General features: G+C 64.6%; 27 protein-coding genes. 15 read left to right on the plus strand and 12 right to left on the minus strand.

What is annotated here, in order from left to right; translation table 11 throughout:
* Positions 1-5: 5 nt before the first annotated feature.
* From HD883_RS17545 to HD883_RS17555, 3 genes are read left to right on the plus strand one after another with little or no spacing between them, the layout of a single operon-like run.
* Entirely contained in the window at positions 6-1,088 is a 1,083-nt protein-coding gene (locus HD883_RS17545; protein ID WP_179583175.1) for an ABC transporter substrate-binding protein, read from the plus strand.
* Positions 1,089-1,100: 12 nt separating this feature from the next.
* Positions 1,101-1,871, plus strand: coding sequence for an ABC transporter permease (locus HD883_RS17550; protein ID WP_218863106.1), 771 nt, complete (start codon positions 1,101-1,103; stop codon positions 1,869-1,871).
* Positions 1,859-2,599, plus strand: a complete 741-nt coding sequence (locus tag HD883_RS17555; protein ID WP_179583173.1) for an ABC transporter ATP-binding protein — start codon at positions 1,859-1,861, stop codon at positions 2,597-2,599. The genes HD883_RS17550 and HD883_RS17555 overlap by 13 nt, the downstream gene beginning before the upstream one ends.
* Positions 2,600-2,603: 4 nt before the next feature.
* Here HD883_RS17555 and HD883_RS17560 read toward each other — a convergent pair whose 3' ends face one another.
* Positions 2,604-4,334 (minus strand): tannase/feruloyl esterase family alpha/beta hydrolase, encoded by a 1,731-nt coding sequence (locus tag HD883_RS17560; RefSeq protein ID WP_179583171.1) that lies wholly within the window; start codon positions 4,332-4,334, stop codon positions 2,604-2,606.
* Between the two features lie 205 nt (positions 4,335-4,539).
* Here HD883_RS17560 and HD883_RS17565 point away from each other — a divergent pair, with 205 nt between their 5' ends.
* From HD883_RS17565 to HD883_RS17575, 3 genes are all read left to right on the plus strand, one after another.
* The gene (locus HD883_RS17565; RefSeq protein WP_179583169.1) at positions 4,540-4,833 is read left to right on the plus strand and encodes a DsrE family protein; all 294 of its coding nucleotides are present in this window, start codon (positions 4,540-4,542) and stop codon (positions 4,831-4,833) included.
* Between the two features lie 160 nt (positions 4,834-4,993).
* Complete coding sequence (locus HD883_RS17570) at positions 4,994-5,317, plus strand: DUF1840 domain-containing protein (protein WP_179583167.1); 324 nt, start codon at positions 4,994-4,996, stop codon at positions 5,315-5,317.
* Positions 5,318-5,323: 6 nt separating this feature from the next.
* Entirely contained in the window at positions 5,324-5,908 is a 585-nt protein-coding gene (locus tag HD883_RS17575; protein ID WP_218863104.1) for a DUF924 family protein, read from the plus strand.
* Between the two features lie 113 nt (positions 5,909-6,021).
* Here HD883_RS17575 and leuA read toward each other — a convergent pair whose 3' ends face one another.
* Together leuA and HD883_RS17585 are read right to left on the minus strand one after the other, a co-directional pair.
* Positions 6,022-7,713, minus strand: a complete 1,692-nt coding sequence (gene leuA / locus HD883_RS17580; RefSeq protein ID WP_179583165.1) for a 2-isopropylmalate synthase — start codon at positions 7,711-7,713, stop codon at positions 6,022-6,024.
* A 382-nt stretch (positions 7,714-8,095) separates the two neighbouring features.
* On the minus strand, positions 8,096-9,202 hold the full coding sequence (locus tag HD883_RS17585; protein ID WP_218863103.1) for a hemin-degrading factor: 1,107 nt from the start codon (positions 9,200-9,202) through the stop codon (positions 8,096-8,098).
* A gap of 180 nt (positions 9,203-9,382) precedes the next feature.
* Between HD883_RS17585 and HD883_RS17590 the strand changes: the two genes are divergently transcribed.
* Positions 9,383-9,589 (plus strand): type II toxin-antitoxin system VapB family antitoxin, encoded by a 207-nt coding sequence (locus tag HD883_RS17590; RefSeq protein ID WP_179583163.1) that lies wholly within the window; start codon positions 9,383-9,385, stop codon positions 9,587-9,589.
* Entirely contained in the window at positions 9,586-9,966 is a 381-nt protein-coding gene (locus HD883_RS17595; RefSeq protein WP_179583161.1) for a type II toxin-antitoxin system VapC family toxin, read from the plus strand. The genes HD883_RS17590 and HD883_RS17595 overlap by 4 nt, the downstream gene beginning before the upstream one ends.
* A 39-nt stretch (positions 9,967-10,005) precedes the next feature.
* Here the strand turns inward: HD883_RS17595 and HD883_RS17600 are convergent, their stop codons facing one another.
* The gene (locus tag HD883_RS17600) at positions 10,006-11,199 is read right to left on the minus strand and encodes a multidrug effflux MFS transporter (RefSeq protein WP_179588488.1); all 1,194 of its coding nucleotides are present in this window, start codon (positions 11,197-11,199) and stop codon (positions 10,006-10,008) included.
* Between the two features lie 134 nt (positions 11,200-11,333).
* Between HD883_RS17600 and HD883_RS17605 the strand changes: the two genes are divergently transcribed.
* The 5 genes from HD883_RS17605 (at position 11,334) to modC (ending at position 16,074) form a co-directional block, all read left to right on the plus strand.
* Positions 11,334-12,236 carry a LysR family transcriptional regulator gene (locus tag HD883_RS17605; RefSeq protein WP_179583154.1) on the plus strand — a complete coding sequence of 301 codons (903 nt, stop codon included), beginning with the start codon at positions 11,334-11,336 and terminating at the stop codon, positions 12,234-12,236.
* Between the two features lie 97 nt (positions 12,237-12,333).
* Complete coding sequence (locus HD883_RS17610; RefSeq protein ID WP_257022276.1) at positions 12,334-13,179, plus strand: sulfite exporter TauE/SafE family protein; 846 nt, start codon at positions 12,334-12,336, stop codon at positions 13,177-13,179.
* Positions 13,180-13,414: 235 nt separating this feature from the next.
* Complete coding sequence (gene modA / locus HD883_RS17615; protein WP_179583152.1) at positions 13,415-14,176, plus strand: molybdate ABC transporter substrate-binding protein; 762 nt, start codon at positions 13,415-13,417, stop codon at positions 14,174-14,176.
* A 12-nt stretch (positions 14,177-14,188) separates the two neighbouring features.
* Positions 14,189-14,869, plus strand: a complete 681-nt coding sequence (gene modB, locus HD883_RS17620; RefSeq protein ID WP_218863101.1) for a molybdate ABC transporter permease subunit — start codon at positions 14,189-14,191, stop codon at positions 14,867-14,869.
* On the plus strand, positions 14,866-16,074 hold the full coding sequence (gene modC, locus HD883_RS17625; protein ID WP_179583151.1) for a molybdenum ABC transporter ATP-binding protein: 1,209 nt from the start codon (positions 14,866-14,868) through the stop codon (positions 16,072-16,074). The genes modB and modC overlap by 4 nt, the downstream gene beginning before the upstream one ends.
* A gap of 105 nt (positions 16,075-16,179) precedes the next feature.
* Here the strand turns inward: modC and HD883_RS17630 are convergent, their stop codons facing one another.
* The 6 genes from HD883_RS17630 to HD883_RS17655 form a co-directional block, all read right to left on the minus strand.
* Positions 16,180-16,584, minus strand: coding sequence for a winged helix-turn-helix domain-containing protein (locus HD883_RS17630; protein WP_257022277.1), 405 nt, complete (start codon positions 16,582-16,584; stop codon positions 16,180-16,182).
* Positions 16,585-16,741: 157 nt separating this feature from the next.
* The gene (locus tag HD883_RS17635) at positions 16,742-17,650 is read right to left on the minus strand and encodes a CoxG family protein (protein ID WP_179583149.1); all 909 of its coding nucleotides are present in this window, start codon (positions 17,648-17,650) and stop codon (positions 16,742-16,744) included.
* The gene (locus HD883_RS17640) at positions 17,640-18,116 is read right to left on the minus strand and encodes a (2Fe-2S)-binding protein (RefSeq protein WP_179583147.1); all 477 of its coding nucleotides are present in this window, start codon (positions 18,114-18,116) and stop codon (positions 17,640-17,642) included. Before HD883_RS17640 ends, HD883_RS17635 begins: the two co-directional genes overlap by 11 nt.
* Positions 18,113-18,994, minus strand: coding sequence for an FAD binding domain-containing protein (locus tag HD883_RS17645; protein ID WP_179583145.1), 882 nt, complete (start codon positions 18,992-18,994; stop codon positions 18,113-18,115). Before HD883_RS17645 ends, HD883_RS17640 begins: the two co-directional genes overlap by 4 nt.
* Positions 18,987-21,281 carry a xanthine dehydrogenase family protein molybdopterin-binding subunit gene (locus tag HD883_RS17650; RefSeq protein WP_179583143.1) on the minus strand — a complete coding sequence of 765 codons (2,295 nt, stop codon included), beginning with the start codon at positions 21,279-21,281 and terminating at the stop codon, positions 18,987-18,989. Before HD883_RS17650 ends, HD883_RS17645 begins: the two co-directional genes overlap by 8 nt.
* 32 nt (positions 21,282-21,313) lie before the next feature.
* Entirely contained in the window at positions 21,314-22,303 is a 990-nt protein-coding gene (locus tag HD883_RS17655; protein ID WP_179583141.1) for a Bug family tripartite tricarboxylate transporter substrate binding protein, read from the minus strand.
* Positions 22,304-22,563: 260 nt separating this feature from the next.
* On the opposite strand from HD883_RS17655, the gene HD883_RS17660 reads away from it, so the two are divergent.
* Together HD883_RS17660 and HD883_RS17665 are read left to right on the plus strand one after the other, a co-directional pair.
* Complete coding sequence (locus tag HD883_RS17660) at positions 22,564-23,115, plus strand: MarR family winged helix-turn-helix transcriptional regulator (RefSeq protein ID WP_179583139.1); 552 nt, start codon at positions 22,564-22,566, stop codon at positions 23,113-23,115.
* Between the two features lie 5 nt (positions 23,116-23,120).
* On the plus strand, positions 23,121-23,873 hold the full coding sequence (locus HD883_RS17665; RefSeq protein ID WP_179583137.1) for a sulfite exporter TauE/SafE family protein: 753 nt from the start codon (positions 23,121-23,123) through the stop codon (positions 23,871-23,873).
* A gap of 36 nt (positions 23,874-23,909) precedes the next feature.
* On the opposite strand, the gene HD883_RS17670 is transcribed toward HD883_RS17665, so the two are convergent.
* Complete coding sequence (locus HD883_RS17670; RefSeq protein ID WP_179583135.1) at positions 23,910-24,425, minus strand: copper chaperone PCu(A)C; 516 nt, start codon at positions 24,423-24,425, stop codon at positions 23,910-23,912.
* 65 nt (positions 24,426-24,490) lie between these two features.
* Complete coding sequence (locus HD883_RS17675; protein WP_179583133.1) at positions 24,491-26,398, minus strand: hypothetical protein; 1,908 nt, start codon at positions 26,396-26,398, stop codon at positions 24,491-24,493.
* Between the last annotated feature and the right edge of the window lie 45 nt (positions 26,399-26,443).

Below are 26,443 nucleotides of genomic sequence, written 5' to 3' on the forward strand. Positions count from 1 at the left end.
CGATCATGAAGCGCATCTTCGCGTCGGCAACACTGGCTCTGGGCCTGGGACTGGGTTCGTATGGCGCCGCCGCCACGGCCGCGCCCCTGGAAATCGGCTATCTGCCGATCATTCCCGCGGCCCAGCTGTTCATTGCGCGCGAAGAAGGCACCCTGCCGGCCGAAGGCGGTGCGCCCAAGCTCGTCCAGTTCCAGAGCGGCCCGGCGCTCGTCCAGGCGCTGCTGGCTGGCCAGTTGGACATCGCCTACGTGGGCATTGGCCCGGCGCTGGTCGCGCGCGGCAAGGGCGCCGACGTCAAGGTCGTGGCGTCCAACATCGTCGAGCAGGTCAGCTTCGTGGCGATGGGCGACCTGGCCCCCTACTTTGCGTCAGGGGATGCCGGCACCGCCTTTGCGCGCTTTGCCAAGGACAAGGGCCGTCAGCCCGTGATCGCCAGCTACCCCAAAGGCGCCGTGCCCGAAGCCGCCTTGCAATACTGGCTGCGCAACCGCATCAAGGCCGATCCCAACAGCCTCAAGCTGATCACGCAGGGCGAATCGCAGATCCAGCAGGCGCTGCTGACCGGCGCGATCGACGGCGCGGCGATCCTTGAACCGACCGTGACCACCGTGCTGACGCGTGCCCCGCAGGCGCGGGTGGTTGCCCGTGGCAACGATCTGTTCCCGCGCCAGCCCGGCGCCGTGCTGCTGGTGCGTGAAAAGCTGATCCGCGAACAACCGGCCGTGGTGCAGGCACTGGTCACGCGCCACATTGCCGCAACCAGGCTGCTGGACACGCAACCAGCCAAGGCTGCGCCGGCCGTGCAGAAATACGTGGGCGGCGGACGTCTGCCCCTGGATATCGTCGAAAAGGCCATTCGCAATTCCAAGGGCCAGTTCGTGGCCGATCCGAACACCATCATCCCAGCCACCCTGGTGCTGCAGAAATTCCAGGCTGACACCGGCACGCTGGAAGGCCCGCCCGTGGACGTGACAAAGCTGTTCGACACGCAGTTCTACGACGCCGCCGTCAAATCGGCGGCCGCGCCGGCCAAGGCCGCACCCGCAAACGCAGCGCCCCCAGCCGGCAAGCCTGCCGCGGTTCGATAAAGCGGGAACATCTTGTCTGCTTCCCGTTCTTCGGGCGCCGTGACGCGCGTGGTCTATGGCGTCGCCGGTGTCGTGCTCTTTGTACTGCTGTGGAAAGCAGCAGGCGTGTTTGCCTGGGTGCGCCCGGGTACCTTGCCCGATCCTTTCCTACTGCCCGATGCCTTCCTGCAGGAATGGCAGTCCGACCGCTTGCTGCCCGCCGTGGGGTCCAGCCTGATCCATTACTTTTGGGGACTCGGGCTGGGCACGCTGTTCGGCATTCTGGTCGGCATGGCGGCGGCCACGGTGCATCGCTTCGACATGCTGCAGGCCTACCTGGCGCGCATCCTGCGGCCGATCCCGCCGCTGGCATGGGTGGTGTTCGCGATTGCGTGGTTCAAGGTCAGCCATGCCGGCGCGGCGTTCGTGATCGCCATCGGCGTGTTCTGGGTCAACTACTTTGCGACCTACAGCGCAGTGCGCAACATCGATCCACGTTTTTACGAACTGGCTCGCAGTTTTGGCCAGGGCGGCTACTGGCGCCGCGCCCGCAGCATCACCCTGCCCGCCATCGCCCCTGGCACGCTGGCCGGCGTGCGCACCGGCATCGGCCAGGCGTGGATGACACTGATCGCCGCCGAACTGCTGGGCGTACCCGGCATGGGGCAAGAGATGAACGCGGCGGCCGGTGTCGGCGCGTATGAAGCCGTGGTGGTCTATATGCTGGCCATTTCGCTGGTCTACGCGCTGTGCGACCTGGTGTACGGGTTGATCGAACGGAGGGTGCTCGCATGGCGTCCGTAATGGAATTCGACGGCCTCAGCTATACCCATCCGGGTGCTGCGGGCCCGGTCATCCAGGACCTGTCACTGGCGATCGAAGCGGGCAGTTTCGTGGCCGTGGTGGGCGGGTCCGGTGTGGGCAAGTCGACCCTGCTGCGTGTCGCCGCCGGTTTGATCGAACCGGGTGGCGGTTCGATGCGCTTTACGTTGCCGCAACGGCCCGGCCGCAGGCGCCGCGCAGTGGTGTTCCAGGATGGCCGTCTCTTGCCTTGGCGTACCGTGTCGGACAACGTGGCCTATGGGCTTGAAACGCTGGATATCGACGCAGCCCAGAAACGCGAGCGGGTGACCGAAGCCTTGTCATTGACCGGATTGGCCGAGTTTGGGGATCGCTGGCCGCACCAGCTGTCGGGCGGTCAGGCGCAACGCGTGGGCATTGCCCGCGCCCTGGCCGTCAAGCCCGACATCCTGTTGATGGATGAGCCGTTCAGCGCAGTCGATGCCCTGACGCGCCGCAAGCTGCAGGCCGAACTGATCCGCCTGTGGCAGGCCAGCCAGTCGGCCGTCATGTTCGTCACGCACGACATCGACGAAGCCGTGTTCCTGGCGGATCGCGTGGTCGTGCTGGGCGGACAGCCGGCGTCGGTGGTCGAGAACCTGGCGATCGACCTGCCCCGGCCGCGCGACCGGACGAATCCGGCCTTTGCGGACGCGGTGGCGCATCTGTCGGCGCGGCTGGGCGTGGAATAAACGCTTACGGCGCCGACACTGCGCACCGATAGCTGGCGGCCAGATTGGCATCCCCCGACACATACTGCGGGTAGTTCGGGTAGCGGCACATCGGGCGTGACGCCAGCGTCGTGAACGGCGCGGTCGTGGCGTTGCGCACCTGCACCAGCGCATCGGCCGGCGGCTGACCGGACGTCACCCATCCATCCAGGGCACCCAACAGGTCATACGTGGTCGGCACTTCGGTGCCCGTCGTCAGGCTGGCCGCCGTACCGCCATGCGAGGACGCCGGCGACACATACAGACGCAGGAAGCTGTCGACGTTGGACTGCCCCATCGTGCTGACCACGTTCTGCACGTAGTTGATGCCGGCCAGCGGGCTTTGTGCCATGTCGCCGGTGTTCTCACGGATGATCAGCTTGCCGCCCCGTGCGCGGAATGCCGCCAGGTTGGGATTGCTGGCATCCATCAGTTCCGACACCGCCTTGATCCGCGCTTCGAACGCCGCCGCATTGAAGGTGCGCACGTCGAAATTGGCATCCTTTGCAATCACGTAGCGCGCATAGCTGCTGCCGTAGATCACACCACGCGCGTCCGTCGCCACCGGCGTCGGCACCGTGGGCACTACCCCCGTGGAAATCCAGCGGCCAATGCCTTCACCGCCCAGCTGGACTTCGCCGCCGAACAGGCGACCCGGATAGGTCGTGCTGCCGTTGGCCACCGCGAACGGCAACACGGTCGGACCATAGGTGGCCTGCAAGGTGGCCAGTTGCGGATCGGACAGGCACGTCGGCCCGGTGTCGGCGCCGGCCACGCAGCGCAGGCTGGCCAGGTTCATTTTTGATGCGCACGCCAGATAGTTGCTGACGACGCCATCTGCCGCGCCGTCCAGTGCATCGCACGTGTCGTTCACGGTCTTGGCAAATGCGCTGATCTTGGCCGTGCTGAGCGCGCCGCCCGTGAACTGCGGCTTGCTGAAATTGATGAAGCCGTTAAACAGGCCGGTCCAGTAGATCACCGGCACGACGGACACGATGCCGTCAAAATCGGCCGGATAGCGCTGCGCCATCATCAGGCCTTCGCGCCCGCCTTCCGACCCGCCGTAGTAGTACTGCTTGGCCGGCTTGCGCAGGTAGTAGGTCCCCATCAGGCTGTGCGCGACGTCCTTCACCTTCTTGTAGGACGCATGCGCAAAGTTCACGAACATCTCGTCGTTCAATGCGAACTTGCCGGGATCGGTCGTGTTGTACGCCGTGGCGTCGTGACCCGAATCGGTGCCGAACATGGCGTAGCCCTGGGTGATCGGCAGGGGCTGCCCGGCGGGCGCATCGCGCAAGGGCGCCAGGCTGTTCACCAGGCTGCCGTTGAAACCGCCCCCACCGACCATGACCGCTTTCTCGTTCCACGTCAGTGGCAGGTTCACCTGGAAGACGATGGGATCCGCACCCGCTGTCGTCGGCGCGATCGATCCCGACACCCGGCAGTATTCCGGCGTGGGCGCCGCGCCTGTCGTGGCGGCAACGATCGCCGCTGCCGTCACCGTCGCGGGCGCGCTGGGCAGGCCGATGTCGGCTGCCGCCACGGTCTTGCCGGTCAGCGTCGGACACGCCGTGCGCAGCGACGCGGCATCGGGCACCGGACGGGCCGTGGGCGTATTGTCATCGTCATCGCCGCCGCAACCGGCAAGCAAAGCCGGCACGCCAACAACAGCGGCAAGCGCGGCCCATCGACGCAAGGCATCGGGGTGAATCAACATGGCGGTCTCCTCGGTAACGTTAACAATGTCCTGGCAGAGCATGCAGGTTAGTGCTCAATCCGGCAGGCAAATAGTGCATTAAATTGCATGTTGGCGTCCCTAGGGCCTTACCCTTGGCTTTCGGCGTTACCTTTACGTTCCCTGCGCACCCGTCCGCGCCATCCGTCCGCGCCATCCGTCCGCGCCACCTCAGGAACCCGAAGTCATGGTCCGTCTGCTCATCCACGCTCCCACCCCCGCCTCGCTCGAACGCGCGCGTCGCAACCTGGCCAATCTGCTCAAGCTCGCGCCCGACGCGCACGTTGAACTCGTCGTCAACGCGGGTGCCGTGGCCGCGGCACTGGACACCCCGCATGCGCTCGATACGCACTTGCGTGTGTGCGCCAACACGCTGACAGCCACGGCGCGCACCGTACCCGACGGCATCGCCACCGTACCCGCCGCCGTGCTGCATCTGGCCGAACGTCAGGCGCAAGGGTGGAGCTACCTGCGCGCCTGAGGGCTGACCACGGCCGGTGTAGTTCGTCAGCCAGGCTCCATCGTCAGGGGGAGGACCGAGGTTACGGTTCGCGCAAACCGTTACCGGCGCTTCACGTACGCTAGGTAGGCGTGCCTGTTACCGTCATAATGAATCCACCTACAACAACAAGGAGCCGTCCATGATCATCACCTTTCGATCCAAGGCTGCCGGTGAAGTCATCATGCTCGGCGAGCATGCCAAGCCGTTGCTGGAACTCGCGGGCAAAGCGGTCGGCGACACCCTGGAAAAGCGCGGCGTGTTCACGCCTGAACAACTGCCCGATGCCATCGCCCGCATCGAACGCGCCCTGAACGCCGAGAAAGACCCCAACTTCGACGAAGACGACCCCGCGCAAGCTGCGCGCGCCGCGCAATACGTCGGCCTGCGCCAGCGCGCCTTCCCGTTGCTCGACCTGCTGCGCCGGTCCGAGCAGAAGAAGGTCAACGTCACCTGGGAGAGCTGATCGTTCATGGCGATGCATCCCTGGCAATCCGTCATTGATTTCTGGTTCCTGCCCAAGGACGACCCCGGCTACCTGAAGCCGCGCCACGTCTGGTTCCAGAAGAACCCGGCGCTGGACGCGCAGATGCGGGCGCGCTTTGAACGTTCGGTACAACGCGCGATCGCCGGCGACCTCGACACCTGGACCGCCGAACTGGAAGGCGAACTGGCGCTGATCGTGCTGCTGGATCAGTTCACCCGCAACATCTGGCGCGACACGCCTGCCGCGTTTTCCGGTGACGCCAAGGCGCTGACCCACGCGCTAGGCCTGATCGACAGCGGCCAGTATCTGCGCCTGCCCCATGTGCAGCGGGAATTCGTCTATCTGCCGCTGATGCACAGCGAAAACATCGACATCCAGGAACGCGCCGTCGCGCTGTACACGACGCTGGCACAGGAACATCCGGCATCGCAGAATTCGCTGGATTTCGCGATTCGCCACCGCGACATCATCGCCCGCTTCGGGCGGTTCCCGCATCGCAATGCGGTGCTGGCGCGGGGAAGTACGTCGCAGGAACAGGCGTTTTTGAAGCAGCCTGGGTCGGGGTTTTGATGCACCGCACTCGGCCTTCCTGATTGCTGAAGACGAAAAAAAACCTGCCGGATCCCAGTGATCCGGCAGGTTTTTTCATGCACGGCAAGGCAGCGTGCTGCCTCGCCTTACGCTCACACTTCGACGGGCTCGTCGGCAGTCTCTTCGTCGGCCGTGTCCGTGCTTTGCATGTGGCGGTTGACCGCGCTCAGCACCGCCTTGAAGCTGGCCGTGACGATGTCGTGGTCGATGCCGACGCCAAAGCCCGTGGGCGATTCGCCGATGCGCAATTCGACATAGCTGGCGGCGGATGCGTCGGCGCCGATGCCGATCGAATGCTCGTGGTAATCCATCACGCGGATCGGCAAGTCCAGCGCGTTCACGAACGCGTCGATCGGGCCATTGCCGTTGCCGGACAAGGTGCGCGCCTGGCCTTCGTAGATCACGTCGACGTCGACACGAATGCCTTCATCGGTGCTCGCGATGCGGTGACGCACGAACTTGTAGGGCACGGCAATATCAAGATACTCGCGGCGGAAGATCGCGTACACGTCGGTGGCCGTGACTTCGCGGCCGGTCTCGTCGGTCACGCGCTGAATCGCGCGGCTGTATTCGATCTGCAAGCGGCGCGGCAAGTCCAGGCCGTGTTCCTGCTGCAAGAGGTAGGCCACGCCGCCCTTGCCGGACTGGCTGTTCACGCGGATTACCGCGTCGTAGCTGCGGCCCACGTCGGCCGGGTCGATCGGCAAGTACGGCACGTCCCAGATCGTGTCGGGCTGGCGCTGCGCAAAACCCTTCTTGATCGCGTCCTGGTGCGAACCCGAAAACGCCGTGAACACCAGATCGCCTACATACGGATGGCGTGGGTGCACGGGCAACTGGTTGCAGTATTCAACGCAGCGGCGCACGTCGTCGATGTCCGAAAAGTCGAGGCCCGGATGCACGCCCTGGCTGTACAGATTCAAGGCAAGGGTGACGAGATCGACGTTGCCGGTGCGCTCGCCGTTGCCGAACAGGCAGCCTTCAACACGATCGGCGCCGGCCATCACGCCAAGTTCGGCGGCGGCGACGGCGGTGCCGCGGTCATTGTGCGGGTGCACGCTGAGCACGATGTGCTCGCGATTGTTCAGGTTGCGGTGCATCCATTCGATCTGGTCCGCGTACACGTTGGGCGTCGCGCATTCGATGGTGGCAGGCAAGTTAAAGATGATCTTGCGGCCCGGGCCCGCGCCCCATTCGGCCGACACGGCATCGCACACGTCCTTGGCGAAATCGAGTTCGGCGGAACTGAAGACTTCAGGCGAGTACTGATAAACCCATTCCGTTTCCGGATGCTGCGCCGTCAATTCGCGGATCAGACGCGTGCCGTCGAGAGCGATCTGTTTGACTTCGTCTTTCGACATGTTGAACACGATGCGGCGGAAGTCCGGCGCAATGGCGTTGTACATGTGGACGATGACGCGGCGGGCGCCAATGACGGACTCGATCGACCGGCGGATCAGGTCTTCGCGGGACTGCGTCAACACCTCGACGGTCACGTCATCAGGAATGCGGTTTTCGTCGACGAGCTTGCGGATGAAGTCGAAGTCCGTCTGCGATGCCGAAGGAAAGCCGACTTCGATTTCCTTGAAACCGATGTCGACGAGCTTTTCGAACAGGCGCATCTTGCGTTCGGCATTCATCGGCTCGATCAGCGACTGGTTGCCGTCGCGCAAGTCGGTGCTCATCCAGATCGGCGGCGTCGTGATGCGCTTGTTGGGCCAGGTGCGTTCGGAAAAGTCGTACGCGGGGAAAGGGCGGTACTTCGCCGCTGGGTTCTTCAACATGTAAGTCTCCTGCTAGGGGTGCGATCGGCTGGCGTTAGGTGCAGCTGAGTCGCTGGCTGTCTGATCGGGTCTACCGGACGGTTAAACCGAGAGCGTGGCCGGGGGCTGCCGAACTACCACGGGACACTAGGCCCGGCAGCCGGTCGGTAGTAGCAGCGAGGAGATCAGGGCGATCGAGGCGACGGCCGACACGCGAATCGCACGGGCAGCCGCCGTCGACGCTGGGCAGCGTGCGGCGGAAATGCTCGAGATGGCGTGACAAGCTTGGGCCATGATGCGATTCGGAAGGGGTGCTTTTTTGAGTGATCCGCCGCGCCAGGCGCAGCGGACAAGTCGTTAGTCAAACATAAATCCGGCCAAACTGCAAACTTGCGTGGGCCGCTTACGACGCCAGCGGCTCGCTGCACAGGCCCACCAGCAGGGTGCGCCAGGCGGTCAGTTCGGGCTTGCCGGGCTTGCGGGCGCCAAACATCTGCACGATCAGGTCGCCGTTGGCGGCGTACACCTCCACCGAGGTCACCCAGCCGTCCACCGTGGGTTTGTTGACGACCCAGGTCGACGTGATGGCGGTCGTGTTCAGGTGCAGGTTGAAGCGCGGATCGAGCACGTTGAACCAGGGTCCCGTGCGCAGCAGCTTTTCAACCGGGCCGGTGTGGATCTGCACGATGCCCTTGTTGCTGACGAACACCATGATCGGCAGTCCGCTTTCGGCGGCGCGCGTCAACACCGTTTCGGCGGTGTCGAGCGGAACTTGCTGCGCCAGGTCGGCTCCCGCCGCGCGCAAGGCGCCCAGACGCGTCGCCTTGAATTTGCGCAGCATGGGGAAGAAGTCGTGCGTGTCTTTCAGGGCCTGCCATGCGGCGCGCAGGCCTTGCGGATCGTTGACGTCGTCAACGTTGTGGTTGTTCTTGTCATCGTTGCCGCTGTCATCGTTGCTCTTGTCAACGTTGACAGTGGCAGCGATGGATTCGACGTCCGGCCATGCAGGAGATGGCGCGGCAAACTTCGCCACCAGCGCGTCGTAGGCGGCCGCATCGGTGGCGTCGGTCACGTACACCTTGTGCACCGCACTTCCGTAGCGATCAAAAAATTGCAGACTGCGGCGGCCGTTTTCGGTGACCGCGAAGGTACAACGCCAGCTGTCGAAGAACACCCGCAGATCGATGTCCGGACCCAGCACCAGTCCGACGTGACCATGACCCAGCTGGATGTCTTCATACCGGCCGTGACGTTCATGCACACACGCATCGTTGCGGGACAGCGCCATCACTTCGCCCAGCGAACCCAGTTCGCCAAAAATTTCCTTGGGCGCACCGGCCAGTTGCGTGGCCACCACCCCCCCGCACTCCGCCGCCACCAGTTCCGCTTCCGACACGTTCAGGCGGGTGGCACGATCCCGCGCGCGCAGCTTCGGCTCGGCCGCCGCCAGCGCATCGTGGCGGGCACGCAGTTCGTCACGGCGGGTGGAGAAGGTGGAGGTGATGTCCATGGAAATCCGGAAGGGAAGGAAGAATGCGGGGAAGTCCGGGCAGCGCTTCAGCCTGGAACAGGAATGCTCATTCTAGCGGGCGCATGACTGTTCCAAGCTTTTGGGCTTGACGGTCAATGCAGCGTGATTCTGGCAATGATGCGAATTTTGATGCATTAGTGCATCATTTTTGGAGCTGCCATGCGAACTACTGTGACGATCGATGATGCCTTGTATGCCCGAGCGCTGGAAGTGGCAGATCCCGAAATGGATAAGGCGGACTTGTTCCGCGAGGCTGTAGAACTCTACGTCCGCGTTCGAGCAGGCAAGCGCCTGGCGGCCCTTGGCGGCAAGGCGCCAGATATGCGGGATGTAGAACGGCGCCGCGAACAGCCAAAACGATCATGAGCGTGCTCGTCGACACCTCAGTCTGGGTGGATCATTTCCGTAAGCACAATTCAACGCTGGAACTGCTGATGCTCCAGGATGACGTGCTGACGCATCCCATGGTGATCGCCGAGATTGCTTGCGGTACGCCGCCGTCACCGCGACTGAAAACCCTTGAGGATCTGGACACGCTGCGTCAGGTTCGGCAGGCATCGGTCGCAGAAGTCAGGGACTTGATCGAACGCGACAGTCTGTTCGGCATGGGTTGCCGCTTTGTCGATGTCACGCTTGTTGCATCGACGTTGATTACCCCGACCGCGCGACTCTGGACCAAGGATCGTCGCCTGCTTGAATTGGCCGAACGTTACGGCGTGGCCTACCAAGCTCGGGCGCATTGAAGCAAAGCGTTGGGCCTGCGTCCTGCTGCAGCCTTCTGGTTACCCCGCGGCAGGGGCCGCCGCTTCCTGCTCGCGAAACAACCAGCCCAGCACGCACCACGCCACGCCGCTCACCACCACGCCGGCGCCCAAGGCCACGGCCAGCTTCAGCGCGCTGCCGTACACCAGCGGCACGAACCAGCCGCTGACGGCCGAGAAGAACACCATCTGGATGAAGCCAAGCACCGAGGCCGCCGTGCCGGCCAGTTCCGGAATGCGGCGCAGGATGCGCAGCGTCATACTGGGAATCGCGATCGACAGGCCGAACGAAAACAGGCCCAGCGGCACCACCGCCCAGGGCACGGTGGGCACTTCGGCCAGGGCGGTGTAGGTGATGTTGATGGCGCAGCTCAGCCCCATCATCGCGTAGGCCAGGCCGATCATGCGCGACGCCGACCAGCGGGACGCCATGCGGGCGGCCAGGAAGGATCCGCTCATCATGCCGACCACCAGCGGAATGAACAGGTAGGCAAACGCGGTTTCGGGCAGGCGCAACACCTGCGTGACGAAGTCGGGCGCGGCGCCGATCAGGAACGCGAAGCCCGCGAACAGCGTGCCAAAGGCAATCGCCATTGCAACGAATTGCCGGTCTTTCAGTACACGTCCGTAATTGCGCAGCAGCACGCCCACGGCAAACCGCTGGCGCCGCGCAGGGGGCAGCGTTTCCGGCAGGCGCCATGCGCACAGCGCCGCACTCAGCGCGGCCAGGATCGCAAGCATGACGAAGATGCCGCGCCAGCCCGAATGCGACGCCACGTACCCGCCGATGATGGGTGCGAACGCAGGCGACACGCCGAACACCATGATGATGTAGGACATGGTCTTTTGCGCGGTGGCGCCTTCATAACAGTCATTGACGATGGCCTGTCCGACCACCATGCCCGCCCCCGCCGACAGGCCCTGCAGCACGCGCCCGGTCAGCAACCAGTTGAAGTCCAGGCCAATCGCCGCGATGACCGACCCCGCGGCATATACCAGCAACGAGGTCAGGATCACGCGGCGGCGGCCGAAGGAATCGGACAGCGTGCCGTGCATCAGGGTCATGAAGGCATAGGCCACCATGTACATGCCCAGCGTCAGTTGCACGACTTCGGCCGGCAAGCGAAAGTCGCGGCCAATGGCGCCGAAGGCAGGCAGATAGGCATCGATCGACATGGGTCCCAGGCACGCGAGCGCGCCCAGGATCAGGACCATGACGGGGTAACGGGGAAGCGCGGTGTGTTGCAAGACAGCGGACCTTTGGGATGGGGCAGCGGGACACCTGCCCGCTAAGCCTGAGCAACCGGGAAGTGTATCGGATCGGCATGACACGCCCGTACACTTGCTTCATGCTTACTTCCCGACAGCTTCGTTATTTCGTCGAGATCGTCGACGCAGGCAGCTTCAGCCTGGCGGCGGAACGCCTGTTCATTGCCCAGTCAGCCTTGAGCCGGCAGGTGCGCGACATCGAACAGGCGCTGCAGGTGACCTTGCTGATCCGCGATGCGCGCGGGTTGGACCTGACGCCTGCCGGCCGATCGCTGTATGGCAACGCGCGGCGCATTCTGGCGGCGCTGGACGATGCTGCCGTCAGCGCGGTGCATGCCGAGCGCGGCACCGAAGGCACGGTTCACCTGCTGCACTCCAGCTCGGTTCCGCTCGGTCCCGCCCTGCTCGCGGCGATCGCGCGGCATGTGGATGCGCACCCTGGCGTGTCCATCGACATTGCCACGGCGTCGTCCGAACATCAGGCTCATGAGATCCGCGAAGGCCGCGCCGACCTGGGCCTGGCGCGTGAGCCGATATTGCGCAGGTATGCGGATCTTCAGTACACGCCGTTGTTTCGTGAATCGTTGATGGCGGTCCTTCCCGCAACGCATGCAATGGCGTCGTGCAGCAGCGTGCCGGTCGCGGCCCTGCGCAACGAGCGCTTTGTCGCGCAGGCGCACCCGGAGCGGGGCGGGCTGGGCCATCGCGTGGCCGACCTGTGCCGCGCGCATGGCTTTTCGCCGCAGCCCGCGGCTGTCAGGTCGCGCAAGTGGTCGCAGCTGGCGCTGGTCGAAGCAGGGTTTGGTGTGGCGATCGTGCCGGCGTCGATGGCCAAGATGGCGCCAACGGGCGTGAAGGCGATCACGCTTGAGGATGCCCGCGCCGATTCGGGCGTGCTGCTGATCTGCCGGCACGATGCGACGGCCATCACGCGGCGGCTGGCGGATGCCCTGGTGGCGACGTGCACGGAAGCCGCTGACTGACCATCGCAGATTGCGATGGCCCCACGCCTTATTTGGCAATGGCCGGCATCGGATGGGCTCGATACATTGACGATCCCGATGCGCCCGCGGTTCGACGATGCCCGACCTATTCCAGCTCGACCTCCTCCTGCCCGACCTCTTCCTGCTCGACCTCCCCCTGCCCGACCTGCCGCCCGACCTGCTCTTCCCCGCCGGCCTGCTTCCCCTTCCGCCCTTGGCCATGGGGATCGTCTGCGCCGGAGTCGCCGTCGCCTATGTCATCTTCGGCATTGCCGGCTTCGGCACGGCGCTGGTGGCGGGACCGGTCCTGGCCAACTGGTTGCCTTTGTCCACTATCGTCCCGCTGCTGGCGCTGCTCGACTTTGCGGCCGCCAGCGTCAACGTGGCACGCGATCGGAACGCGGCGGATCGCAGCGAGCTTCGCCGGCTTGTCCCGGCCATGCTGGCCGGCAGCGCGGTCGGCGCGGCCATCCTGCTGTTGGGGCAGCCCGCGCCGCTGCAGCTTGCGCTGGGCCTCTTTGCACTGGCCTACGGCATGTATTCGGCGATTGGCTGGCGTCCCGCCGCCGCCTTCAGCCCGCGCGCCGCGCTACCTTTTGGCGTCGTCGGAGGCATCTGCTCTGCCCTGTTCGGCAGTGGCGGCTTTCTGTACGCCATCTACCTGGGCCGGCGCATTGCATCGCCGGATCGGCAACGCGTCACCCAATCCACGTTGATCGGATTGAGCACGCTCACCCGGCTGATCCTGTTCCTGCTGGCCGGTGTCTATGCCGACAGGCCGGTGTGGATGCTGGCGCTGATGCTTGCACCGGCCATGCTGATCGGCACGACGATCGGCCGGCGCATCACGCTGTCCTTGCCCAAAGCGACCTTCCTGAAAATGGTCAGCGTCGTCGTGGCCGCCTCGGGCGCAGCATTGGTCTGGCGGTATGTGGCGCTGTAAGACGCAAGCATCATCATCAGCACGAAGCATCGGCACGAAGCATCAGCACGAAGCACCAGGCACCAGGCACCAGGCACCAGCATCAGGCACCAGCACCAAGCAATACCCCCTGACGCGACACGCCCGCTTTCAACCCCGACCGGCATCCAGCACCAGTCGTTGTATATTGTCGAACATAACGAAAACGCTGGCGGGATGTCTGCTGGCGACTTTGTCTTCTCGATGGAAACGCCCGATGCCCACCCGCCCGATACTGCGTTGCCTTTGCATCCTGACCCTTAGCGCATCGTCCCTGACCGCCGCGCACGCGGCCGACGTCCAGGTCGCGGTGGCCGCCAACTTCACGGCGCCGATGCAGAGCATCGCGGCGGATTTCGAAAAGGCCACGGGGCACAAGGTAGTAGCTGCGTTTGGCGCGACCGGGCAGTTCTACGCGCAGATCCGCAATGGCGCGCCGTTCGACGTGTTCCTGGCAGCCGATGACACGACCCCCGAAAAGCTCGACAAGGAAGGCCTGACGGTTGCCGGCTCGCGCTTCACTTATGCCACCGGCGCCCTCGCGCTGTGGTCGGCCAGCGCCGACTATGTGGATGCGAAGGGCGACGTGCTCAAAGCCAACCGGTTTGCGCATCTTGCCATCGCCAATCCCAAGACGGCGCCCTATGGTCTGGCGGCCACGCAGGTCCTGGCCAAGCTCGGGCTGACGCAGGCGGTGGCCGGCAAGCTGGTTGAAGGCCAGAGCATTGCGCAGGCGCACCAGTTCGTGTCGACCGGCAATGCCGAGCTGGGCTTCGTTGCGCTGTCGCAGATCTCGAAAGATGGCGCCATCACCAGCGGGTCCGCCTGGAAGGTGCCTGCATCGATGCATGATCCGATCCGGCAGGACGCCGTCATACTCCAGAAGGGCAAGGACAATCCTGCCGCGCGCGCATTGATCGATTACCTGAAAGGCCCGGCCGCCGCGGCGGTGATCCGCGCGTACGGCTACCAAAACTGAGTCCGCATCGGCATGCCTCTCGACGCGTCCGACCTGTCCGCAATCTGGCTGACGATTCAGCTGGCTGGCCTGACCACGCTTTTGCTGCTGCTGGTCGGCACCCCGATTGCATGGTGGCTGTCGCGCACACGATCGCCCTGGAAAGGTCCGGTCGGCGCGGTGGTGGCCTTGCCCCTGGTGCTTCCGCCGACCGTGATCGGCTTTTATCTGCTGGTCGTGATGGGACCGAATGGGCCGCTCGGGCAGCTGACGCAGCAACTCGGTCTGGGCACGCTGTCGTTCAGTTTTGCAGGGCTGGTGGTGGGGTCGGTGTTCTATTCGCTGCCGTTTGTGGTGCAGCCTTTGCAGAACGCATTCGAGGCGATCGGCGCACGCCCGCTTGAAGCGGCCGCCACCTTGCGGGCCAGCCCGTGGGATACCTTCATCACCATCGTGCTGCCCTTGGCGCGGCCCGGCTTCATTACCGCAGCCATCCTGGGCTTCGCCCACACGGTCGGCGAATTTGGCGTGGTGCTGATGATAGGCGGCAACATTCCGGGCAAGACGCGGGTGGTGTCGACGCAAATCTATTCACATGTGGAAGCGATGGAATACGCGCAGGCGCATTGGCTGGCGGGCGGCATGCTGATCTTTTCGTTCGCGATCCTGCTGTTGCTGTACGCGCGCCGGCGGCACGCGCCGTTTCATCCATGACCGACAGGATCAACAAAAGCGTGGCACAGGGTGGTGCTTCCCCTAAGCACGCACTGGACGCACTGGACGCACTGGACGCACCGGACGCACCGGCAGCCCAGGTCGCCCTGACCGGCGATGCGCCATCCATCAACGCCCACTTCCAACTCGACTACGACGGCTTTACCCTGGACGTGGACCTGGCCCTGCCAGGCCGCGGCGTGACCGCCCTGTTCGGGCCATCGGGCTCCGGCAAGACCACCGTGCTGCGATGCCTGGCAGGCCTGGAAGCGCCGTCGCAAGGGCATTTGCGGGTTGCGGGCGAGACCTGGCTGGACACCGCGCGCGGCATCATGCTGCCCACGCATCGCCGGCCCATCGGCTATGTGTTCCAGGAAGCCAGCCTGTTTCCGCATCTGGATGTGCGGACGAACCTTGCGTATGGAATGAAGCGAATTCCCCGGGCACAGCGCCGCGTCCAGCTGGACGACGCGGCGGCCATGCTGGGCATCGGGCATCTGCTGGACCGCGCGCCGGACCGATTGTCGGGCGGCGAACGCCAGCGCGTGGGCATCGCACGTGCCTTGCTGACCAGTCCGCGTCTGCTGTTGATGGACGAGCCCTTGGCCGCCCTCGACACCCAGCGCAAGCAGGAAATCCTGCCTTACCTGCAGCGGCTGCATGACGAGCTGGACATCCCGGTCGTGTACGTCACGCATTCGCCCGATGAAGTCGCGCGCCTTGCCGATCATCTGGTACTGCTGGACGAAGGCCGGGTGCTGGCGAGCGGTCCGATCAACGAACTGTTGTCGCGCGTCGACTTGCCGCCTGCCATGGGTGACGACGCATCGGTAGTCGTGGACGGGGTAGTGACGGCCTACGATCCGGCCTATCAGTTGGTGACCGTGGCCCTGCCCGGCAGCGCGTCGACCTTCCGGGTGGTGCGACCGCCGATGGCCATCGGGCAACGGGCGCGGCTGGTGGTGATGGCGCGCGACGTCAGCATTTCACTTTCACCGCAGCAGGACGGCAGCATACTGAACGTTCTGAAGGTGACGGTGGCGGAAATTGCTTCGGGCGCCACGAACGCGCAACGACTGCTGCGGCTGGATGCCGATGGCACGCCGTTGCTGGCGCGGATCACGCAGTATTCGTGTGACCGGCTGGCCCTGGCGCCTGGCATGCAGGCGTGGGCGCAGATCAAGGCGGTGTCGCTGCTGGCGTGATCACGGGAAGGCCAACGCGCGGCGTGATCAGGTTCGCCTTCAGATCGCGTTTCGCCTTCAGATCGGACCAGCCCGGCCTGCGACGGATGACGGCACGCACTCCGATTACGGCTTGAACAGGTCCGCCAAGGTGCGGATCTCGTCTTGCGCAGCCGCGTAGGCCCGCGCTTCGATATCCCGATACAGCTGGATCAACGCAGCCCCTGCTGGCGTGACCACACTGCGCCCGCCCGCCTTGCCGCCGTGTTCGGACGCGGTCGCGGGCGACTTCAAGGACAGGTTCATCTCTTCCACCAGCATCCACGCGCGCCGGTACGACATATTCAGGCTGCGCGCCGCGGCGGAAATTGAACCGTGTTCGGCAATGGCTTCCAGCAAGGCGATCTTGCCGGGTCCGAGTGCAACCGTGTCGCCCTTGCGCACGCGCATGCGGAAACGCACGTCGACCGGCAACGGATCGGTGGCAGACAAAGCAGGGGAAGAAGGTGACGAAGCAGGAAGGTCGGACATCGGCAGGCACTCGCAAGAACGGGGTCGCAGGACACGCGATGTGGCGGCGTGCCTTGCGACCCCGTGCCGTGTTCACTGCGTGTCTTGCCTGCCCCTATCGAGCCGATGTTACCCGAGCCGACACCGTAATGCCGGCCCCGCGGATGCCATCAAGGCCTTACTTCAGCACATCCGTGAGCCAGGCCGCGCAATCGCGCGACCCTTCGATCGGCCAGTCGACATTGACGGTGGTGTCCCCACGGCGCAGTTCGACGTGAATGAAAGGGCCACCCGTGCCTGCGACTGATGATGTCGACGCGGCATTCTTGCCGCGCAGCAGCCGGGTCCACCAGTTGCCATCGTCAACGACCGCACGGGACGCAGGCTGGCCGTCGACCGTGGCGCGCAAGGTGGATGCGGTGGCCGACTCCACCGGCACACCGTGCCCCGCCACCTGCCGAGCCGCAGCCGGACGCGCTCCGGGTACCGAGCCATCTTCGGCCGCCACCGTCGTTGCCGTATCCGCCGCACCGACCGCCGCAGACGTCGCCTCGGCCGGCGTACCCAATGCCTTGGCAGGCGCCGACGTCACCTGCGAAGGCGTCGCCGCCCCGCCCGACACCACGCTATCCGGCCCCGCCACGCCATTCAGGCGGTTCACCAGATTCTGGCCAAACTCGTCCCACATGCGGTCGGCCTTGGTCTTCATCACGCTCAGTCCGAACGAACCCAGGCGGCCCAGCACATCCACCTTCACCTTGATGCGCAGTTCGGTCTTGCCGTCATCCAATGCCGTCAGGAAGATCTCGCTCTGCTGCTTCAAGGAACTGGCCACGGAGGCGTCTTCGCCCGTGCCCTCGGTCCGCAGGTAATTCGGCGCGCGCTGCTCGACGATCTTGGTGTTGAGCTTGAACTTGGCGCTGATGAAGCTGATCTTGACGTGGATCACGGCGATGTACTCGACATCGCTCACCACCTGGATCGACTTCATGCCGGGCACGCAACCGCCCATCACATTCGGGTCGAGCAACATGCTCCAGACGCGGTCTGCCGGCGCGTCCACCACCAATACTTTTTCAATTTCCACGCATGTTCTCCGCTGCGTTAAGGATGGACTCGACGATCTGGGTGTACCCGGTGCAGCGGCACAGATTGCCGCTCAGCCCTTCGCGCACCTCGTGCTCGGTCGGGTCCGGGTTTTTGGCCAGCAGGTGGCAAGCCGTCATGATCATGCCCGGCGTGCAGTAGCCGCATTGCAGGCCGCCGCATTGCACGAAGCTTTCCTGCAGCGGGTGCAGCACATCGCCCCTGGCCAGGCCTTCGATCGTGGTGATGCTGCGGCCGTTGGCCTGCACCGCCAACGACAGGCAGGACTTCACCACCTCGCCATCGACCAGGACGGAACATGCGCCGCAGGTGCCAGTTTCGCAGCCGCGCTTGGTGCCGGTCAGGTTCAGGTCATCGCGCAGCAGGTCCGACAACATCCGGCGCGCGGGTACGTCGACCTGCTGGGTGTCACCGTTCACGGTGACCTCGATCAGGTGTTTGCTCATACTGTCTCCTCGTCATGCAGGACCACACCGAACGCACCGGCCAGCGTGCGCCGCATGACCACCCGCACCATGTCGCGGCGGAAGTCCGCCGCACCGCGCTGGTCCGAAATCGGATCGATGTCAGTCGCAACGATATCGGCGGCTTCGCGCACCACATCGGCCGTGATGGCCTTGCCCGTCAGGAAGGCTTCGGCACGTGGTACCCGGCACGGCACGGGCGTGGACGCGCCCACCACCACACGCAGGTCGGCGTAGCCCGCGCCATCACGACGGCTGGCCACGGCCACATTGACCAGCGGCCGGTGTTCCGCCGCCGTGCGCAAGAAGCGCGTGTAGCGGCCGGCAAAACCGGTCCGCAACACGGGCACGCGGATCTCGACCACGATCTCGTCGGGCTCGATGGCGGTCACGTAGTAGTCGACCAGAAATGCTTCCATCGACAGCACGCGTTCACCGCGCACGCTGCCCAGCACGACCTGCGCATCCAATGCCATCAGGCACGTTGGGGGATCCGTCGCCGGATCCGCGTAGCACAGGTTGCCGCCCAGGGTGCCCTGGTGGCGCACCTGCGGGTTGGCCACGCGCGCCGCCATCGACGCCAGCATCGGAAAGTGTTCGCGAACCAACGGCGAGTCCGCCACGTCGATATGACGCGACAGCGCGCCAATGCGCAGGCCGTGTTGCGGATCGAAGTGGATGCCACGCAAGGCGTCCACCTTGGCCACCGAAATGACATGCGTCGGCATCAGCATGCGCTGGCGCATCGCCAGCATCAGTGCCGACCCGCCCGCCATCACGCGGCAGTCTTCGCCCAGGTCGGCCAGCAGACGGCTCGCCTCTTCCACCGTCGTGGGTTCCAGGAATTCGAAATCACGCATGGACGGCGTCTCCTTCTGCGGCCCGCTTGGCGCGCAGGCCGGCCAGCACTTTTTCGGGTGTGATCGGCAGGTCGGTGATCCGCACGCCAATCGCATCGAACACGGCATTGGCGATCGCGGGCGCGCCCGGCAGGATCGCCGTTTCGCTGGCGCCCTTTGCGCCGTACGGCCCGTTCGGGTCGATGGACTCGACGATGCCGGAACGCAACATGGGCACGGCATCGGCCGTCGGCATGGTGTAGTCGGCAAAGTTGCCGTTCATCAGCCGGCCATTTTCCAGCTGCATTTCTTCGTACAGCGCCCAGCCCATGGCCTGCACCGATGCGCCGTTGGTCTGGCCGTGAATCGCAAGCGGGTTCAGCGCCTTGCCGCAGTCGTCGGACACGAAGCTGTCGACCACGGTGACGCGGCCCGTCTCGGTGTCGACTTCCACCTCGACCGCCTGCGCCGCGAAGGAATGCGCGGGCGCCACGTTGCCGTGCACGTCGGCATGCATTTCCGTCTTGGCATCCCACGTCGCGCTGACCTGCAGGCCTTCACCATCGTGGCGCCAGATATGCAACGCCGCGATCTGCGCCAGCGTCGCCTTCTTTTCGGGCTGCTCGCGAATGCGGATGGCGCCCTCGGCAATCTCAAGCTGATCGGGCGTCGTCTTCAAGGTCGTCGCAGCCAGGGCAAACAGCTTTTCGCGCGCCGCGCGGGCCGCCAGGATCGCGGCATTGCCTGCCGCGATGGTGACGCGCGATGCCAATGAACCGATCGCATACGGCGACAGATCGGTGTCAGGCGCAACCACATGCGTGTGCGAAATCGGGATGTTCAATTCATGCGCAACGATCTGGCTCAGCATGGTGTTCGAGCCCTGGCCGATCTCGGCTTCGGCGCTATGGATCATGACGCGGCCGTCTTCATTGACCTTGAGCATGACGGTGGACCCGTCCCAATTGCCGATCGTGCGGTTGCCACTCACGTGCATGGCCGCCGCGATGCCGACACCACGGCGCACCGTGCCTGCCGCGCGCGGCGCCGACCGTTTGGCCTGCCACTGGATCGCGTCCATGCACTGGTCCAGGCATTCCTTCAGCCCTGAACTGCCGATTTTCCAGCCGTGGATCGACACTTCGCCCGCGCGGATCGCGTTGGTCTTGTGCACATCGACCGGGTCCAGGCCCAGCTTGCGTGCCATCGTGTCGATGTGGCTGTTCAATGCAAATTGCATCTGCGCGCCGCCAAAGCCGCGAAACGCGCCATGCGGCGGATTGTTCGTGTAGACCAGCGTCGAATGGGACCGCAGGTTCTGCAACCTGTGCATGTTGTCGCTGCGCATGGCCGACACGTGCATGACCTCGGCCGACAGGCCGCTGTACGCGCCGCACTCGGCAATGATCCGCACTTCCTTGCCGACGATCGTCCCGTCGCGGCGCATGCCCAATTTCAGGGTGACCTGTTCGGGCACGCTCGAGCAGCACGCCAGAAAATCTTCCAGACGGTTGTTCACGACACGCACGGGCTTGCCGGTGCGCAGCGCCAACAGGCCGGCGATCAGATTGTTGGCATCTTCAACCATCTTGCCGCCAAAGCCGCCACCCGTCGTCGCCTGGATCACGCGGATCTGCGACACCGGGATCTCCAGCGCCATCGACAGCCGCGCGCGCGCCAGAAAGGCCGACTGCGTGGACGTCCAGACCTGCAGGCGGCCATCGGGATCGATGGTGGCCACCGTCGCCATCGGCTCCAGATACCCCGGATACTGCGCGTGGCAACGATAGGTCGCCTCGTGCACCAGGTCCGCCGAGGCAAAGGCTGCATCGACATCGCCGTGCTCGACCTTGATCTCGTGCGACACATTGTTGCGCCCGTCATGCACGCCGGGCGCATCCTCATCCAGGCCTTCTTCGGGCGTCAGAACGGCGGGCAATTCTTCGTACTCGACCTGGATCAGATCAAGCGCGTCGCGCGCGATCTCTTCCGTGATCGCGGCCACCGCGGCCACCTCTTCGCCCGCGAAGCGCACCTTGCCTTCGGCCAGGATGCGGCGTTCCTTGTGATGTACGCCCCACTTGGCGCGGGGCGCATCGGCGCCCGTCAGCACCGCCTTGACGCCCGGCAGCGCCAGGGCAGCCGAGACGTCGATGCTGACGATACGCGCGTGCGGGTACGGACTGCGCAGGACTTTGCCGTGCAGCATGCCGGCAATTTTCATGTCGCCCGCATAGACCGCGCGACCCAGTACTTTCGATCGCGCCGTCACTTGCGGGACGGCGGTACCGATCGTGGATACCTTCATCCTGGTCTCCTTCTTCTTGTCAGGCAGTGCGCTTACTCGGCGGTGATGCCGAGGTCCTTGATGATCTTGCCCATCACTTCATAGTCGGACGCATTGGTCTTGCCCAATACCGACGGCGCGCCGCCAGCCGGCAGTGCGCCGAACACGGCCAGCTTCGTCACGACTTCCGGCTGCTTCACGATTTCGTTCAGGTGCGCGTTCAGAACGTTGACAACGTCAACCGGTGTGCCCTTGGGCGCAAAGAAACCGTTCCACGAACCAACGATCACGTCCTTGTAGCCAAGCTCGACCAGCGTCGGCACGTTGGGCGCCAGCGGCGTGCGCTTGGCATCGCCAATGGCCAGCGGCACCAGGCGGCCGTTGGCCAGGTACTGCGACACGGCGCCGATCGTGACCCAGGCGGTGTTCACATGGCCTGCGACCACATCGGTCACCGACGGACCCACGCCGCGATACGGCACGTGCTGAATCTTGACGCCGGCGCTGCGATTCAGCCATTCGGCAATCACATGCATGGGCGAACCGGCCCCCGGGCTGGCGTACGTTACCGGCTTGCCGCCCTTGGCCGCGGCAATCATTTCCGCGATGGTCTTGAAGCCGGCGTTCGGGTTGGCCACCAGGATCAGCGGCTGCGTGGCGGTCTGGATGATCGGCTCGAACCCGTTCAGCACGTCATAGCTTGCACTGGGCGCCAGGCGCAGCACCATCGGCGCGGTGGTGAAAGGGTTTGGCGTGAACAACAAGGTGTAGCCATCGGCCGGCGCGCGGCTGACGAACGAGTTGCCCAGCACGCCACCGGCGCCGCCCTTGTTCTCGACGACGACCGTCTGTTTCATGCGCTCGCTCAGCTTTTCGGCGAACAGGCGCGCGATGGCGTCGGTGTCGCCGCCCGGGGGATACGACACGATCACGGTGATCGGCTTGACGGGATAGTTCGCGGCGGCGGCATGGGCAGTGCCCAGGCCCAGCGAACACGACAGCGCCATGGCGGCGGCAAGGATGTGGCGGCGATTCATATTCATCACGGTGCTCCGAGGGGCGGCGGCGGGGCTTGCTTCGACGCTGCGTTGCAACGGCAAGCCCATGGGGTTCACGAATCAGGGTGGGTGGAACGCCGAGATCATGCGCTTTTATTGTTGATGCATCAACAGGAAATTTCCCTTGGCTGACGTGCCGGGGCGTTCGCCGCGGGCGATGCACCGTCACGGCGCGCGGCATGCGCCGCCCTATGGAATAATCGCTTGCCGATACGCCCCACGCTGGGGCATCCCACTTGCTCCTCATGCCTGCCAAAAAACCGTCGCCGCCCCCCGCACCGCCCACCGAACCCGCCCCGGCCGCCGACCATCCCTGGGTCGATCTGGGCGAAGACGGCGCCGGCCTGACCGTCGATAACTTCATCACCACGCTGGTCGTCCGCACCGCCAACGCGCTGCGCCGCACGGTCACCCTGCCCTACGCCGAAAGCTTCGATCTGACGATGGCCGAATGGCGGATGCTCTCGGTCCTGGCCGAAGCCGGGTCGCTGCCATTCTCCGAAATGGTGCGTCTGTCGGCCACCGACAAATCGCTGGTCAGCCGCACCCTGCGCCTGTTGGAAACGCGCAACCTCGTCGCGCTCGAAGCCGTCAACGGATCCTACCGGCAAGGCCTGGAATGCCGCATGACCGAAGCCGGCGCCGACCTGTACCGCAAGTCGATGCCCATCGCGCAGAAGGCGCAGGCCGACATGATCCGTGTACTGACGAACAACGAACGCAAGGTGCTGTACCGGACGCTGCAGAAGCTGCGCCACGCCTGCGGCGACGACGAACTCGACTCCCCCGAGAAATAGACCGCATGGACATGCCGCTCGCAGTCATCATAGGAGGCGCCATCGTGGCGGGCTTCGTGCAGGGACTGTCGGGCTTCGGCTTCGGCATGACCGCCATGGCCATCTGGGCCTGGGTGCTCGACCCGCAACTGGCGGCGGTGCTCTCGGTGTTTGGCGCGCTGACCGGCCAGGTGATTGCCGCCGCGACCGTGCGGCGCGGCTTCGACATGAAGCGCCTGCTGCCCTTCATCATCGGCGGCCTGGTCGGCATTCCTATCGGCGTCACCTTATTGCCCATGCTGGACCCCGTCATCTTCAAGGTCTTCCTGGGCGCGTTCCTGGTCACCTGGTGCCCCGTCATGCTGCTGATCGGCCAGATCCCCCACATCCGCCGCGGCGGCCGCATCGCCGACGGCGTGTCGGGCGCGCTGGGCGGCATCATGGGTGGCATCGGCGGCTTCACGGGCGTGATCCCGACGCTGTGGTGCACCTTGCGCGGCTACGACCGCGACACGCAGCGCAGCATCATCCAGAACTTCAACCTGTCGATGCTGGCGGTGACGATGGCCACCTATCTGGCCAGCGGCATCGTCACGCGCGACATGTGGCCCATGTTCGCAATCGTCGCGCCGGCCATGCTGATTCCATCATTGCTCGGGTCGCGGCTGTACATCGGCATCAGCGACGTCGCGTTCAAGCGGGTGGTGCTGGGTTTGCTGACCGCGTCGGGCGTGGCATTGCTGGCGTCGGCATTGCCGCAATTGCTCGCGCGGGGATAAGGCAGCAGGAATGGGGCCGGGGGAAACTGCCAGAGTTCAATGCTCGCCGTGTTCCTCGGTCGAAGAATGATGACCCTGCTTTTCGACCACGTTGGCAGTGAACCGCACGGATTGCTTGGCGCCGGTTCGGGCATTCTCGACGATGGCGATCATGGGTACGGTATCGCCGCCGTGCAGGTGCCCGCCTATCTGCTTCAACTGCATGAAATGCGATCCGGGCCCCATCTTGAACGTGACCGGTGACCCCGCAGGCAGGGCAACGGCATCGACAGGATCCATGCGCACGACACTGTCGTTGCGGGTCATGAGCAGCATCGACACGCTCTTGGCCTGGGCCGTCCTGATGCCGATCAGTTTCATATCCTGATCGGCTTGCACGGTCATGAACCCCAGGGTGGTCGAATGACCATGCGGCGGCGAGCGCAGCCAGGCATTCGTGATGTCGACCTTGCCTGCGGTGTCGGCCCAGCAAAGCGCGGGTAGCAAAAGAAAACATCCAGCCAGGCCAAGCGTGAAACGTCCGGGGCGCAAGCGGTTGAATGATAGGGTCATTGTGGTCTCCGAATAGCGGACCGCCCCGGTTCAGGGGCGGCCCGCGGGTCAGGCAAGCAAGGCGCTTACACAGGAGGCAGGTTGGCTCCCGCCTTGGACAGCGCGATCACCCGGTCGATGTTCGCAAGCGGATTGACGGCATCCGCGGCGACCACCTGGGTCTGCAGCTTCGTGCGCAGCGTTGGCAGTTGCAGCGAGGCATTGGCGTAATCGCCTTTGCGGACCAGCGCGAAGATCGTGTCGAACTGGGCCAGCATCTCGGTGCGTGCACCGTCGGCGGCCACCCCAGTCTGGAAGTTCGCCGCGGTCAGCGCTGCAATATTGGCACGTACGATGCCCCAGTCCGGCGCGTACTTGGTCAAGTCTTCGGTCGACAGGGTCTGCAACAGGCGCAGCGAAGTGCGCACGTTGGTCCGGAAGTACTCGGGGTCGACGCGCACACCCACTGATGGAAAGTAGGCCTGGTAGCCGGCGCTGGGCCAGTCGCCCGTCACATGGAACGCAGGCACGCGGCCATGCTCAACGAACGCGGACATGAAGTTCGGACCGTACCAGAAGCCCTGGCTTTGACCGTTCACACCGGGTTTGTTGTAGACGTTGTTCAGACCGATGGCAGGCGGTGCCGCAACGTTGGCGCGCTGTTGCTTGACCTCTTTCACGATGTTGATCGCGGTTTCGGTCGCCAGTGGGTTGGGGAAGGTATAGACGCTGGTGTGGGCAGGCCAGCCCGTTCCCTTGTAGTCGTCGCCAATTTCATGGAATTGCACGCCGCCGAAGTGCTCCATGGCAAGGCCGCCCACGAGGCCGTTCTTGGCTTCCGGAAAGTCTTCCATGTAGTCGAACGGATACGCCGCTTCGGCACCTGCCACGAAGTGACGGTTGTCCAGATAGACCATGATGGTACGGGGGCGCTGCGCCTGCGGAATCTTCGCGTAGTAATGCAGGACGCCCAGGATGCCAAGCGAACCGTTGTCTTCAACGTTGCTCTGGCCTTCGGTATGCGTGACCATCAACAGCTTCTGGTCTTGGGGCTTGCCGTAGTTCTTGCCGGGCAGGTACGCAACGATCTGCGCTGGTCGGGTGTCCTTGATCGTCGAATTGAGCGTCACGGTTGCAGTCTTGCCGGCGGCGGCGTCCGCCAGGACCTTCTGCCCCGCGTTGCGATCCAGCAGGACGCCGGGGCAGTTGTAGTGGCGCGGCGTGCCGTGCTGGCGGGCGCCTTGTGCAGCCAGCGGCGACATGTCGAGTACCCAGATGGCGGCAAGGCCTCCCGCCGCCTGGCAGACATTGATGCCGTAGGTCGTTGCCGTGCTCAACTGGGTACGGTTACGGAAGTCGGCATCGTTGGTCAGCGGCATGATCTGATTGACTGCCGCGAAGGTCTCCGGATTGCTCCGGTATTCGTAGTCGGAAAGGGCGTTGGCAGAGCTTGCCACGGTCTGCGTGGCGTACGCCGGGTGCTTGATCACAACGATCTTGCCCTTCATCTGCGCAGGGGTTGGGCGCTGGGCGGCGGGCAGCGTCGGATCATAGATGATCATCTCGCCGGTCACGCCGGCAGCGCCCGTATTGCCCGAGTTGGTCGCGTACGACGCCACATCGACTTTCGTGCCGTTCGACGTCAGTCCCCAGCCAGACTTGTCTGGCCATTCGGTGGTTTCCCAGAATGCGTACGGGAAGGTGTAGCGGGTGAAGTCCACCAGCCCCAGTCCCCGCATCTTCGTTTCAAGGAAGGCGATGTAGGCGTCGTACTTGGCCGAACCCGCATAGGCCGGACCATAGTTGTCTTTGGTGACCAGCCAATCCTTGGCTTCGGCCGACGACACCATCAGGGTCTCGTCGATGTAGCTCAGCGGGCTCTTCGCCGCGCCATCGGACGGTGTTCCCGCAGCGTTGTCTGAGCCGCCGTCACTGCCCCCACAAGCGGTCAATCCTGCGCAAGCCAGCAGCATCGCGGACAAGGTTTTGTTCATGCTTAGTCTCCCTCTGTTTTGGTATGGACTGCTGTCGGTCAAGCG

Origin of the sequence: Pigmentiphaga litoralis, from assembly GCF_013408655.1 — a bacterium.
Classification (GTDB): domain Bacteria; phylum Pseudomonadota; class Gammaproteobacteria; order Burkholderiales; family Burkholderiaceae_B; genus Pigmentiphaga; species Pigmentiphaga litoralis_A.